Genomic DNA, 12,402 nt, shown 5'->3' on the forward strand with positions numbered 1-12,402 from the left:
CGGCGACTATTTACGTATTGAGCCATTCTCATAGTCTCATTCATGAGCAGTCCTGTGCGCAAGCATTGCTTTGCTAAATTCCCACCACAAGCGCGCCGCCGCTGAGACCCGCACCCGCTGCCGCCAAGAGGACTTTCTCGCCAGGCCGAAACGGCTGCGCCCGATGGGCCAGCGACAATGAGAGCGGGATCGTCGCGGCGGAAGAGTTGCCATATTCGGCGATCGTCTTGACGATCGAGTGATCAGCGATGCCGAGGTTCCTGCCGACCGCGTCGAAAATGCGCGCATTGGCCTGATGCGGCACGAAACGATCGAGGTCTTGCGGCCTCAGTCGGGCAGCAGTGAGCGCATCTCTCGAGCAGGCGGTCATCATCTCCACGGCCTTGCTGAATACTTCACGGCCGTCAGTGATCGTCATCCGTGTCTGCGCGAGGTCGAGGTCGGCATGGAACGGAGTGTTGCTTCCCCCGGCGGGAATCTGGATTAGCCCGTAGCGCGAGCCGTCGGAATCCACCGAAGCGCCGAGAATGCCTCGATCCGGGTCATCGCAAGGACTGATCACCATGGCGCCGGCGGCATCGGCAAACAGCACGGCGCTGGCGCGCTCGGCCAAATTGATGCGGTGGCTGAGGATGTTGGCGGCGATGACAAGGCTCGCTTTGCCGTGCAGGCGGGTGAACCCGTCGGCGAACATCAGCGCATAGATGAAGCCGGCGCAGGCGCCGGTCAGGTCGATCGCTCCGGCGCGGCCTAGCCCCAGCCGATGTGCGACCAGCGGCGCGCTTGGCGGCAGAAGGTGATCGGGCGTCGACGTGGCGAGCAAGAGTAGACCGACGTCGCCGCGGTCGATACCGGCATTGGTCAGCGCCATGTCGCCGGCAGAGGCGGCAAGGCCCGACAGCGTGTCTTCGTCTGTTGCCCAGAAGCGCGAGCGAATTCCGGTGCGCCGCTCGATCCAGCCGGGCTCAAGCCCGAGCCGGTCTTCGATTTCCGGGTTCTCGACCTTGCGCGCCGGCGCATGATGGCCGAAGCCGAGAACGCGCGACGATAGGTTCATGGCCGCGAGCCGAAGCGTTCGCCGGCCTCCTCTATCGCGTCATAGAGCCCGCCCAATTCGTCGCTGGTGATGCAATAGGGCGGTAGAAGATAGAGGACATTGCCGAGCGGGCGCACAAGTAGCCCCCGCTCAAGGAAAAAAGCGCGCAGTTTTGGCCCGATCTCGGCCAGATAACCGGCTGAGCCGGTGCGTAGGTCGAGTGCCGCGATGGTGCCGGTTGTCCGGCAGTCGGTGAAATATGGATTGACCCGGAAGCGTTGCAGCCCGGCGGCCTGCCTCGCGCTCAAGACCGCGATCCGCTCGGCCACCGGCTCGTCACGCCAGATCTCGACATTGGCAAGTGCTGCCGCGCAGGCGATCGGATTGGCGGTGTAGGAGCTCGAATGGAAAAACGTCTTCTTGCGATCCTCCGAAAAGTGAGCGTGGAAGATGGCATCGGTGGCGATCGTGGCGGCCAGCGGGATGGTACCACCGGTCAGACCTTTCGAGGTGCACAAGATGTCGGGCGAGACGGACGCCTGTTCGCAGGCAAACATGGTTCCGGTGCGCCCCCAGCCGGTCATCACTTCATCGGCGATCAGCAGCGTGCCGGAGGCTTCGGCGATCCTCTTCAATTCGGCAAGAACCCAGGCCGGATACATCAGCATGCCGCCGGCGCCAAGCACCAGCGGCTCGACGATCAGCGCGGCTGCGCGCCGGTCGCGGCTAACGGCCTCGAACCGATCCAGCGTTTCCTGCTCGCGCCCGGCGGCCGGGAAGGGGATGGCGTCGACCTCGAACAGCAAAGGATCATAGGCGGCGTTGAAGACGCCGCGGGCGCCGACGCTCATCGCCCCGATCGTGTCGCCATGATAGCTGTGCTCCATGACGGCGATGCGCGAACGCGGCGCGCCGATGTTGCGGAAATAGCCGAGCGCCATCTTCAGCGCGACTTCGACTGAGGTGGAGCCACTGTCGGAATAGAACACCCGGTCGAGGCCGGCGGGTGCGATGCCGATAAGCGCCTCGGCCAGCCGTTCGGCCGGCTCGTGGGTGAAGCCCGCGAAGATGATCTGGTCGAGGCTCGACGCGGTCGTCTCGATGGCCTTCATGATGCGGGGTGGCGATGGCCATGGGTGACGACCCACCAGGAAGAAATCGCATCGAGGATGCGGAAGCCGTCGGCCTTGTGGAGATAGGCGCCTTCAGTCAGCACGATTTCAGGGACCGAGGGCTCTAGCGCGTGCTGCGTGAACGGATGCCAGACTCGAGACTCCGCCATCAGTCGCCTCCGGCAATCATGGCCAGGTCGAAGCCGGAAATCATTGCATCTCTCAACGTTTCACCCGTCAGCGGACCGAGGTGCGGCAGCCTGCCCAGCTGCGGCACGCCGCCGAATTCCACGATTGTCCTTTGTGTATCGGCCACCTCTTCGCCAATGAAGGCAATGCCGATGAGCGGGATGGAGCGGGCTCTCAGGGCCTCGATCGACAACAGCGTATGATTGATGGTGCCAAGCGCGGTGCGGGCGCACAGTATGACCGGCAGCCGCCATTGTTCGAATATGTCAATGAACCTTGTCTGTCGATTGAGCGGCACCATCAGCCCGCCGGCGCCTTCGATGACGAGCGGTGTCGGCAGGACCGGAAATGAAAGATCGTCGGCCTCGATCGCGACGCCGTCGATTTCGGCTGATCGATGCGGCGACAGCGGCATCGTCAGTCGATAGACTTCGGGCAGCACGCGTCCGTCGGGCAAGCCGGAAAGCCGGGCGACGACCTCGCTGTCGGTCTCCTCGTTGAGGCCCGATTGCACCGGCTTCCAGTAGAAGCCGTCGAGCAGCCCGGCAAGTCCGGCCGAAAACACTGTCTTGCCAATTCCAGTGTCTGTTCCGGTGACGACGATGCGTTTGGTCATGCTGTGGCCAACACTCCGACGAGAGCCTCGACCATGGCGGAAATGTCGGCTTCGTCGACGTTGAGAGTCAGCGAAATGCGCAGGCGCGACGTACCCTCAGGCACTGTCGGCGGGCGAATGCCGCGTATGTCGAAGCCGCGTGCCTGCAGTCCTGCCGCCACCGCCATGGTGCGGCTGTTATCGCCGATCACAAGCGGCTGGATCTGCGAACCGCTGGGCATCACGCCGCAGCGTTCGGCCAATTGCCGGCTCGCGAAAGCGACACGCTCGTGCAACTGAGCACGACGCATAGGCTCGTCAGACAGAATAGTCAGCGCCTCACGTGCCGCGACTGCCATCAGCGGCGATGGTGCGGTCGCATAGATGAATGGCCGGCACCGGTTGATAAGATAGTCGCACAGTGTTCGCGGTCCGGTAACGAGCGCGCCGGATGCGCCAAGCGCCTTGCCGCATGTGTGGAGCGTGACGATGTTGTCGCGGCCTTCATACGCGGCGGCCAGTCCCCGGCCGTCCGGTCCCCAGACGCCGGTGGCATGCGCTTCATCGACGACGATGAATGCCTGGTACCGATCAGCCAGCGCGACCAGGCTCTCCATCGGCGCACGGTCGCCATCCATGCTGTAAAGGCTTTCGAAGGCGATCCACACCCGCCCCATGCCGCCTTCGGCGCGCCAGCGGGTGATTGCGTCCTCGACAGCGTCGACGTCGTTGTGCGCGGCCAGCTTGAACTCAGCGCGCCCGGCCTGGGCACCCTCATGCATGCTGGCATGAGCGAGCTCGTCGAGGACCAGCAGGTCGCCTTTCTGCGGCAGGGCCGTCAGCAGAGCGAAGTTGGCGATATAGCCGCTGCCGAAGAACAGTGCACGCTCGGCTCCGAAAAATGCCGCTGCGTCCGCCTCCAGTTGCTCATGTTCCGGTGCATTGCCGCGCAACAGCCGCGATCCGGTGGCGCCCACTGGCGTGCCCCGCGCAATCGCCGTCGAAACCGCATCGCCCAGTCTTTTGGAGGCGGCAAGTCCGATATAGTCGTTCGACGAGAAGTCGAGCCCGGCGCGCGGTGCGAGCGTCCGCAACCGGTCCTTGCGCCCCAGTCCCCGCAAGGTTGCGTCATAGCGGGCAAGAATTGCCTCCTTCATTGCGTGGCGAGTTCCATAGGCTCAATGCCGAGGCGCCGGAACAGAAGGGTATCCTTGTCCTCGCCGGGATTTCCCGCCGTCAGCAGCGTGTCGCCGACAAAGATCGAATTGGCCCCGGCAAAGAAGCACAGCGCCTGCGTTTCGTCGCTCATCGCCGTCCTGCCGGCGGACAGCCTTACATAGGATTTCGGCATCATCACCCGCGCGAGCGCAACGATGCGGACGAAATCGATCGGATCGATGGCGTCGGCCGCGGCAAGCGGCGTGCCTTCGATGGGAATAAGCATGTTGATCGGCACGCTTTCCGGCGGCTCGGGCAGGTTCGCGAGCGTGACCAGCATGTCGATGCGATCGGTCTTTTCTTCTCCCATCCCGACAATGCCGCCGCAGCAGACTTTCATCCCAACCGCGCGCACGTGCCCAAGCGTTTCCAGCCGGTCGGCAAAAGTCCTGGTTGAAATAACCTCGCCATAGTAGCGCTCAGAGGTATCGATGTTGTGGTTATAGTAGTCGAGACCGGCCTGCTTCAGGCGAGCAGCTTGCTCAAGATCGAGCATGCCGAGCGTCATGCAGGTCTCCATGCCGAGGGCCTTGACGCCCTCAATCATGGCGACCACAACCTCCATGTCGCGCTCCTTGGGACTTCGCCACGCCGCGCCCATGCAATAGCGCGTTGCGCCGCCATCACGCGCCATGGCCGCTTCGTCGATGACATGCTTGACGTCCACCAGCTTCGACGCCTTCACACCGGTTTCGTAATGCGCAGACTGGCTGCAATAGCCGCAATCTTCGGGGCACCCGCCGGTCTTGATGCTAAGGAGCCGCGACAGCTGCACTCGGTTTCGATCGAAGTTCTGGCGGTGGATCGTCTGAGCTAGGAACAGCAGATCGTTGAATGGCATGCCGTAGATGGCCTCGGCCTCTTTGCGGTTCCATCGCGGAGGCGTTCCATCGACCGATTGCATGGTCTGGTTCACGTCGAACTCCGAGTTCATTCCAATCGTCATCGTCAAACCTTTGTTTGCTAGTCCGGTACGCCTTCTTGGCTTTGGGGCGCACTCGCTAAAGGCGAGCTGCGGCACGTCTTTCCAGCACCTCCTACGCCTGCCGAGCTGATGTTGCTCCTCACGCCGTAATCCTCAGTTCAAGTGCTTGCAGATGTTCTGGTGGTCCGGCATGTCCAGGCCGATGTCGAGGATCGGGGCGCTGTGCGTCAGCCAACCCATGGAGATGAGATCGACACCGGTCGCCGCAATCGCCGCCGCCGTTTTCGGCATCACCCGACCGGACGCCTCGGTGATCGTACGGCCATCCACTATAGAAACCGCGCGGGCAAGATCCTCGACCGACATATTGTCGAGCAGCACCGCGTCAACACCAATCGCGAGCGCTGCATCGAGCTGCTTCAGCGTGTCGACCTCGACCTCGACCTTCACCATATGCCCTGCTGCGGCGCGCGCCCGCTCTATTGCTGTGCGGATATCGCCGGCGATCGCGATGTGGTTGTCCTTTATGAGCACGCCGTCATCGAGGCCGAACCGGTGATTGGCACCGCCGCCGACGCGCACGGCGTATTTCTCCAATGCCCGCAGCCCGGGCGTCGTCTTTCGCGTCGATACAATCCTCGCCTTGTGACCGCGCACGGCCTCAACCATGGCCGCTGTGGCAGTGGCAATGCCGCTCAGCCGGCATAAGAAATTGAGGGCCGTGCGTTCGGCCGTGAGCAGGCCTCGTGCGGGTCCGGACAATCTTGCAATGGTTTCCCCGGCCCCAACCTCGCTGCCATCAGGGCGCCAGATCTGGATGTTGATCGCCGGTTCCACGAGAAGGAAGGCATACGAGACCAGATCGAGCCCGGCAACGACGCCCGCCTGCCTCGCTTTGAGCACCAACGTGGCAGTGCAATCATACGGGATAACCGCATCGGTGGTCAGGTCGCCGGATCTGCCCAGGTCTTCGAGGAGCGCAACGCGCACAATCGGTTCGATCAGGGTCGCGGGGAGGGGGGAGAATGAAGTCATATCAAGTGCTCCGTATGGTAGCCCGGCAATCGAGTGCGGCCGCGGCCCGCATTGCGCTGTGCAGTGTCAGCCGTGATGGGCGCACGTTGGCATCGTGGAGCGGGAAATCGGACCGACAGTGCGCGCCTCGACTCTCTTCCCGCCTCAGGGCCGCCGCGGCGATCATCAGTGAGACCAAAGCCGGACCAGAGGCAGCGACACTATTGGCTGCGATCGGCAGCAGGGTCGCCACCGCTTCGCGCATTGCCTCGCCGTCGCGGATGATACCCAGGGCGGCGGAGACAATCGGGCGGACCACGGAAGCGTCTGGTCGTGGAGGGACGAATGTGGAGCATCTGCGCGGTCGCCGGGTATACGACGTGCCGGCAACGCTTTCGGCAACCCAGCTCGCGGTGACCGCCGCTTCGGTGAGCGAGTTGCTGGCCAGGCGGTTGGCGCCGTGCAGGCCGGTACAGGCCACCTCACCGCAGGCCCACAATCCCTCGATGGAGCTGCGGCCGGCGCTGTCTACGGCGACGCCGCCCATGTGATAATGTGCCGCCGGGCGCACCGGGATCAGGTCGGTCGCGGGGTCGATTCCTGCGCTCCGGCACAATTCGGCGATGCCTGGAAAACGCTTGCCAAATCTCGGGCCGAGACTTTGCCGTGCGTCCAGGAATACGCGGCGTCCAACGGCAAGCTGGTGCCAAATGGCGCGCGCTACGACGTCGCGAGGCGCAAGTTCACCGCCAGGTGTGTCGGCGAGGAAGCGCTCTCCTCGCTCATCGATGAGCACCGCGCCTTCGCCACGCACGGCTTCGCTCACCAGCGGCATCGGCCGGCGCGGACCGTCGAGCGCAGTTGGATGGAACTGTATGAATTCCAAGTCGGCGAGTTCCGCCCCCGCCCATGCGGCGAGCGCCAGCCCGTGACCCCATGAGCCAGCGGGGTTTGTCGTGTCGCAAAACAGCCCGCCGACGCCGCCGGTCGCCAGCACCGCGCGACGCGTGGGCAGAGCGAGCGCGCCGGCTCGTCCTGCTGCGACCACGGCGATGACCGACCCGTCCTGCACGACCAGCCGGCGGACCTCCACATTTTCGATAATGGTGATCGAGGCTGTACGCCGAACCGCGGCGACGAGCGCGCGCACCAACTCGCGACCGGTGGCGTCGCCGGCTGCATGCACAATTCGCCGTCGCGAGTGTGCCGCCTCGAGCCCAAGTCGCAACGCGCGGTCAGGGTGCTGGTCGAAGTCGACGCCGAACCTTTGGATCGTCCTAATCGCTTCGGGTGCAGCTCGTACCACTCGCCGCACCGTGGCCTCATCGCAGAGTCCGTCGCCGGCAGCTATCGTGTCGCAAAGGTGAAAATCTGGGCCGTCGTCGCCCCCGAGACTTGCCGCAAGACCGCCCTGGGCAAGTTCACTGCAGGCTCCGGTTCCAAGCGGCGCGTTGGTCAAAAGCACGACCGGTTCCGGCGCCAGATGAAGCGCCGTCATCAGGCCGGCAATGCCGCCGCCGATGACGACCGGCGCCCCGGCGATGTCGCGAACCTCCAGACTCATAGGGAAAGCATGCGCTCGACCGCGCGGCGGGCGGGGCCGGCAATTTCGGGATCAATCCGGACCTCATGCCGGTTCTGCTCGAGTGCGGCGCGAATGTTGGCCAGGTTGATGCGCTTCATGTGCGGGCACAGATTGCATGGGCGAACGAACTCGACGTCGGGATGCGCGACCGCGACGTTGTCGCTCATCGAACATTCGGTCAGAAGGACGACACGCGTCGGTTTCTCACGCTCGACATAATCCGACATCGCCGCGGTCGAGCCGGAGAACTCCGCCTCCGCGACAACGTCTGGTGGGCATTCTGGATGGGCCAGCACGATGACGCCTGGATGGGCATCGCGCAGTTCCCGGATGTCTGCTGCGGTGAAGCGCTCATGCACCTCGCAATGGCCTTTCCAGGCGATGATCTCGACGTCTGTATCGGCTGCCACGTTCCTCGCCAGATATTCGTCCGGGAGCATCAGCACACGCGCCACGCCAAGCGATTCCACCACCGCCTTGGCGTTGCCGGACGTGCAGCAGATGTCGGACTCCGCTTTTACGGCGGCGGAAGTGTTGACGTAAGTAACAACGGGGACCCCCGGATACCGCAGCCGCATTAGCCGCACGTCGTTTGCCGTGATCGATTCGGCCAGCGAGCAGCCGGCGCGGAGATCCGGGATGAGCACGGTCTTGTTCGGATTGAGCAGTTTTGCCGTCTCGGCCATGAAATGAACGCCGGCAACCACGATGATGTCGGCGTCGACCGTCACCGCCTTGTGGGCCAACGCCAGGCTGTCGCCGACGATGTCTGCCACGCAATGAAAAATTTCGGGCGTCTGGTAATTGTGCGCCAGCACCACCGCATTGCGCTCACGCTTCAGCGCTAAGATGGCTTCAATATCGCCGGCGAACGCGAGCCATTCAACGGGTGGGATCACCCGCCGGACACGCTCATACAGGGACGCAGCCATAGGTAACGCCCCAGTCATTGGCGCCTCGATTATATTCGGTTTGACAATAAGGGAATATATCTACCTTGACTATAAGTATGTCAAGCCCGCGCCAGCGGTAATTTTGTCCCGGCGATAGCCCTGTCGTCGAGGACGGCATGCCGGAAGCGATAAAGCTTCGCCGGTCGGCCGCCCGTGTCGAGGGAGGTCTCCCCGGTCTCCTCAACAAGTTCCTGCTGCTCGACCAATCTCCGGAAGTTCGGCTTGTTGATCAGCCTGCCAGCCAAAGCTTCCACGGTTCGCTGCAGTTGCAGCAGCGTGAAGGAAGGCCGCATAAGCTCGAACACGACCGGCCGGTATTTGATCTTCGAACGCAGCCGCGCGATCCCGGTTGCCAGAATACGACGGTGGTCAGCGACCATTGGTTTGCCAGCCGCGGCCGCAATCGCGTCCCTGCCGCCACCGGCCTCCTCAATCAGACCAGCTTCATAGAGCAACTCGTAGCGTTGGAGCGTGAGTTCCTCGTTCCAATGGCGGTCGTCGAAGCCGAAGGCTATCGCAGCGCGCTGCCGGCGCTCGCGTTGAGTGGTCGGCTCGCTGGCGCCGCCGGCCCACTCAATCAGGCGGGGCCGCAATCTATCGAGCAGCACAGGCGGCGTGCCGAAGCGGTGGTCCTCCCAGGGAAAATATTCGTACCAACTTTGCCAGCCGCACGCGGCCGAGTTCGTTGCCTGTTCCTTCCTGGTCAATGCGAGATAGCTGATTGAGATGACGCGCTGGTGGCGCTCAGTGCCGATGCGATCGCGATCGGCGAAGGTGTAGAGTTGCTCGATGTATCCAAGTGCATGGCCGGTCTGCTGCTCCACCCACCCCCTCAAACCCGACTGCAGTGATCGATGCTCAAGGGCAAAAGGTCCAGAAGGGAGGGTGTCCGCATGACCGACTGTGAGGACACAGGGCTCACTGTCGTTTACGGCGACCACGACGGCAGTCAGGTCCACTTTGGCTTCGTCAGCTTTGACGGCGGCTTTGCCTTTCTTGGTTCTTCTTGTCTGAGGATCCATGTTTGCGAAAGCGGGTTGGCCCAACGGAGCGCCTTAATCGATTGAATGTAACCTTGGAAGCCAGCACGTCAACACCAGAGTACTCAAGCGCTGTTTTTAGCTCTTCGCAGTCGCACAAAAATATGCCAAACGCGACACCCGCTGTTGGTAACGTAAGGGAAGGGGCCTCGGTTGAGCGCGGCTGGTGAGATAAAAGGGATGACTCCTCCAGATATTCGATCGCGAAAAGGCCAGACGCCACTTGTATGCTTGACGGCCTACACCACGCCGGTCGCGAGGCTGCTCGATCGCCACTGCGACATCGTTCTTGTCGGCGACAGCGTCGGCATGGTGCTGCACGGCCTGTCGTCGACGCTGGGGGTCACGCTCGACATGATGATCATGCACGGACAGGCCGTTCGCCGCGGCCTTGAACACGCGCTGATGGTCGTCGACCTGCCCTTCGGTTCCTACGAGGAAAGCCCAGAGCACGCTTTCGGCAACGCTGCGCGCGTGATGGGTGAGACCGGTTGTTCAGCGGTAAAGATCGAGGGCGGCGAGACCATCTCGGAAACCATCCGCTTCCTTACCGCGCGCGGCGTACCTGTCATGGCCCATGTGGGCCTGACGCCGCAGGCGGTAAACACGTTTGGAGGCTATCGTGTGCAGGGCCGGGGAGCCGATGCAGAGCGGATCAGGCGCGACGCCAGGGCGGTAACCGAAGCGGGCGCCTTCTCCTTGGTGCTGGAAAAGATACCGGAGCAGCTTGCACGGCAGATAACCGCCGATATCGACATACCCACAATCGGCATCGGTGCCTCGCCAGCTTGCGACGGCCAGATTCTGGTGAGCCACGATATGCTCGGGCTCTTCACCTCATTTCGGCCGAAGTTCGTCAAACGCTATGCCGAGCTCGGTGAGCAGGCTGAGGCGGCAATCGCCGCTTACGCCACCGATGTGCGGAACCGGCACTTTCCGGCGGTCGAACATCTCTATGTCAACGCCTTGAAGGCCGGTGACTTCACATGAGCGTGCCGATCGCTCGAACCGTGAGCGAGCTGCGCGGCGTCGTTGCGCAATGGCGTCGCTCGGGTGCCACGATCGGTATTGTGCCGACCATGGGAGCCTTGCACGACGGGCATCTGAGCCTCGTGCGGAAGGCGCTCGAAAGGGCCGAGCGGGTGATCGTGACGCTGTTCGTAAACCCCAAGCAGTTCAACAGCCCCGCCGACCTGATTGCCTACCCTCGGACGGAAAGCGACGATGCTGCCAAGCTCGCTCTGCTGGGCACGCATCTGCTCTATGTGCCGGACACAGAGGAAATGTACCAGGTGGGCTTCGCCACGGCCGTTTCAGTGTCCGGCATCAGCGAATGCCTTTGCGGCGCATTCCGGCCCGGCCATTTCAATGGCGTGGCGACGGTCGTGGCCAAGCTCTTCCTGCAGGCCGGCGCTGACTTCGCCTTTTTTGGCGAAAAGGATTTTCAGCAACTTCAGCTTGTCAGGCGCTTGGTCCGGGATCTCGACATTCCGATCACTATTGTGCCCTGTCCGACAGTCCGCGAAGCCGATGGTCTTGCGCTATCGTCGCGTAACGTGCGGCTCTCCCCAGCCCAACGCGCCATTGCCCCAAAACTAGCATCGGTCCTGCTCGATACGGCCGAGCGGCTTGCACGCGGCTCCCCCATCCTGCCTACGCTTGATGAAGCGCGTGCAGCAATTCTGGCTGCCGGCTATCGCGAGCTCGAATACCTGGAGCTGCGCGGAGAAACAGACCTGCAATCGTTAGCAAGCCTTGACCGACCGGCACGCTTGCTTGCTGCGGCTTGGCTTGGCGACACGCGGCTCATCGATAACGTCGCAATATCACCCATCGGTAGTTGGTCAGGTGGGCGGAGCTCTCTCCAATCGGAAGCAGCACAGCAATTGCGGTGATGACGGCGGCGCGTCGTATGCCCTGCAGGGACAGGCCATCATTTAGAACCACGTCTCCGTCGGCTTCCAGCAACCTCCGCGAGGTACGCTAAGCGCAGATGCATCGCGTATTTGAAACCTTGGTCGAGCAACTCTCTGCAAGCGTCGATGCCGTCGATCTCCATGAGGCAATGGCGTCCGCCGCAGCCGGGTTCGACTTTCCGCTCTTCGCTTATTTCACCTACCCATCCGCTTCCGGCGACAGGCCGCGATTGATCTCGAATTATCCATCATCATGGACATCACATTACCTGCAACAGCGCTACCACAGCGTGGATCCCGTGATCCTGCGGGGACTGCGGGGCTGGGATACCTTCGACTGGGGTGTGGACCGCGATCACCGTTATTTGCCGACCTCTCAGCAGGAAGTCCTGGAAAAAGCAGCTGAGTTCGGCATTCGCGGCGGACTGACCATGTCGATGCATGATCATCGCGGCCGGTTCGCCGCACTGACCTTCGCCTCCAACGAGGCGCATCCGCCATTTCTGAGGTCGCTGACGCGCTACGAAAAAGCAATGCAACTGGTTGCGATCAACGTTCATATCCATGCCCGGCGCAGGCTCGCCGAAGATTGCGTGGTAGATGGCATAACGCTCACCCGGCGGGAGTTCGAGTGCCTGAAATGGGCGGCGTGCGGCAAGTCGGCCTGGGATATCAGCCAGATTCTCGGTGTCTCGAAACGCACCGTGACCTTCCATCAGGAAAACGCCAAGGCGAAGCTTGGCGTGCGAACCATCAACCAGGCCGTAGTGCGGATGGCTGCTCGGGCGAGATCCTGATCCTCTCCAAGTCTAGCTGTAA

11 protein-coding genes and 1 pseudogene are annotated in these 12,402 nt (G+C 62.7%); 3 read left to right on the forward strand and 9 right to left on the reverse strand.

The genetic code is table 11. From position 1 onward, the window contains the following. Nucleotides 1–73 precede the first annotated feature (73 nt). The 9 genes and pseudogenes from EJ069_RS27850 to EJ069_RS27890 form a co-directional block, all read right to left on the reverse strand. Nucleotides 74–1,057 carry a beta-ketoacyl-ACP synthase III gene (locus tag EJ069_RS27850; RefSeq protein WP_126063924.1) on the reverse strand — a complete coding sequence of 328 codons (984 nt, stop codon included), beginning with the start codon at nucleotides 1,055–1,057 and terminating at the stop codon, nucleotides 74–76. Further along, a pseudogene (locus EJ069_RS27855) lies at nucleotides 1,054–2,318 on the reverse strand (adenosylmethionine--8-amino-7-oxononanoate transaminase). Before EJ069_RS27855 ends, EJ069_RS27850 begins: the two are co-directional and overlap by 4 nt. Beyond that, the gene (bioD, locus tag EJ069_RS27860) at nucleotides 2,318–2,953 is read right to left on the reverse strand and encodes a dethiobiotin synthase (RefSeq protein WP_063169254.1); all 636 of its coding nucleotides are present in this window, start codon (nucleotides 2,951–2,953) and stop codon (nucleotides 2,318–2,320) included. Before bioD ends, EJ069_RS27855 begins: the two are co-directional and overlap by 1 nt. After that, the gene (locus EJ069_RS27865; RefSeq protein ID WP_024505572.1) at nucleotides 2,950–4,089 is read right to left on the reverse strand and encodes an 8-amino-7-oxononanoate synthase; all 1,140 of its coding nucleotides are present in this window, start codon (nucleotides 4,087–4,089) and stop codon (nucleotides 2,950–2,952) included. The genes bioD and EJ069_RS27865 overlap by 4 nt, the downstream gene beginning before the upstream one ends. Beyond that, entirely contained in the window at nucleotides 4,086–5,054 is a 969-nt protein-coding gene (gene bioB / locus EJ069_RS27870) for a biotin synthase BioB (protein ID WP_245454882.1), read from the reverse strand. Before bioB ends, EJ069_RS27865 begins: the two co-directional genes overlap by 4 nt. Before the next feature lie 174 nt (nucleotides 5,055–5,228). Then, nucleotides 5,229–6,110, reverse strand: a complete 882-nt coding sequence (nadC, locus tag EJ069_RS27875; RefSeq protein WP_024505570.1) for a carboxylating nicotinate-nucleotide diphosphorylase — start codon at nucleotides 6,108–6,110, stop codon at nucleotides 5,229–5,231. A 1-nt stretch (nucleotide 6,111) separates the two neighbouring features. Beyond that, nucleotides 6,112–7,653 carry an L-aspartate oxidase gene (locus tag EJ069_RS27880; protein ID WP_024505569.1) on the reverse strand — a complete coding sequence of 514 codons (1,542 nt, stop codon included), beginning with the start codon at nucleotides 7,651–7,653 and terminating at the stop codon, nucleotides 6,112–6,114. Then, on the reverse strand, nucleotides 7,650–8,624 hold the full coding sequence (gene nadA / locus EJ069_RS27885) for a quinolinate synthase NadA (RefSeq protein ID WP_126063925.1): 975 nt from the start codon (nucleotides 8,622–8,624) through the stop codon (nucleotides 7,650–7,652). Before nadA ends, EJ069_RS27880 begins: the two co-directional genes overlap by 4 nt. 62 nt (nucleotides 8,625–8,686) lie before the next feature. Continuing rightward, nucleotides 8,687–9,649: a hypothetical protein gene (locus tag EJ069_RS27890; RefSeq protein ID WP_126063926.1), complete on the reverse strand. Its 963-nt coding sequence runs from the start codon at nucleotides 9,647–9,649 to the stop codon at nucleotides 8,687–8,689. Nucleotides 9,650–9,820: 171 nt separating this feature from the next. On the opposite strand from EJ069_RS27890, the gene panB reads away from it, so the two are divergent. The 3 genes from panB to EJ069_RS27905 all read left to right on the forward strand — a co-directional run bounded on the left by panB (nucleotide 9,821) and on the right by EJ069_RS27905 (nucleotide 12,380). Next, the gene (gene panB, locus EJ069_RS27895) at nucleotides 9,821–10,657 is read left to right on the forward strand and encodes a 3-methyl-2-oxobutanoate hydroxymethyltransferase (RefSeq protein WP_126063927.1); all 837 of its coding nucleotides are present in this window, start codon (nucleotides 9,821–9,823) and stop codon (nucleotides 10,655–10,657) included. After that, nucleotides 10,654–11,562 carry a pantoate--beta-alanine ligase gene (gene panC, locus EJ069_RS27900; RefSeq protein WP_024505565.1) on the forward strand — a complete coding sequence of 303 codons (909 nt, stop codon included), beginning with the start codon at nucleotides 10,654–10,656 and terminating at the stop codon, nucleotides 11,560–11,562. Before panB ends, panC begins: the two co-directional genes overlap by 4 nt. Nucleotides 11,563–11,660: 98 nt before the next feature. Continuing rightward, complete coding sequence (locus EJ069_RS27905) at nucleotides 11,661–12,380, forward strand: LuxR family transcriptional regulator (protein WP_126057768.1); 720 nt, start codon at nucleotides 11,661–11,663, stop codon at nucleotides 12,378–12,380. The last annotated feature ends 22 nt before the right edge of the window (nucleotides 12,381–12,402 follow it).

It is taken from the genome of Mesorhizobium sp. M2A.F.Ca.ET.043.05.1.1, from assembly GCF_003952445.1.
Taxonomy (GTDB): domain Bacteria; phylum Pseudomonadota; class Alphaproteobacteria; order Rhizobiales; family Rhizobiaceae; genus Mesorhizobium.

What these genes read in the sequence shown, in the direction of transcription:
- EJ069_RS27850 (WP_126063924.1), bottom strand. Translation starts at nt 1,057, where the DNA reads ATGAACCTATCGTCGCGCGTTCTCGGCTTCGGCCATCATGCGCCGGCG.
- bioD (WP_063169254.1), bottom strand. Translation starts at nt 2,953, where the DNA reads ATGACCAAACGCATCGTCGTCACCGGAACAGACACTGGAATTGGCAAG.
- EJ069_RS27865 (WP_024505572.1), bottom strand. Translation starts at nt 4,089, where the DNA reads ATGAAGGAGGCAATTCTTGCCCGCTATGACGCAACCTTGCGGGGACTG.
- bioB (WP_245454882.1), bottom strand. Translation starts at nt 5,054, where the DNA reads ATGCAATCGGTCGATGGAACGCCTCCGCGATGGAACCGCAAAGAGGCC.
- nadC (WP_024505570.1), bottom strand. Translation starts at nt 6,110, where the DNA reads ATGACTTCATTCTCCCCCCTCCCCGCGACCCTGATCGAACCGATTGTG.
- EJ069_RS27880 (WP_024505569.1), bottom strand. Translation starts at nt 7,653, where the DNA reads ATGAGTCTGGAGGTTCGCGACATCGCCGGGGCGCCGGTCGTCATCGGC.
- nadA (WP_126063925.1), bottom strand. Translation starts at nt 8,624, where the DNA reads ATGACTGGGGCGTTACCTATGGCTGCGTCCCTGTATGAGCGTGTCCGG.
- EJ069_RS27890 (WP_126063926.1), bottom strand. Translation starts at nt 9,649, where the DNA reads ATGGATCCTCAGACAAGAAGAACCAAGAAAGGCAAAGCCGCCGTCAAA.
- panC (WP_024505565.1), top strand. Translation starts at nt 10,654, where the DNA reads ATGAGCGTGCCGATCGCTCGAACCGTGAGCGAGCTGCGCGGCGTCGTT.
- EJ069_RS27905 (WP_126057768.1), top strand. Translation starts at nt 11,661, where the DNA reads ATGCATCGCGTATTTGAAACCTTGGTCGAGCAACTCTCTGCAAGCGTC.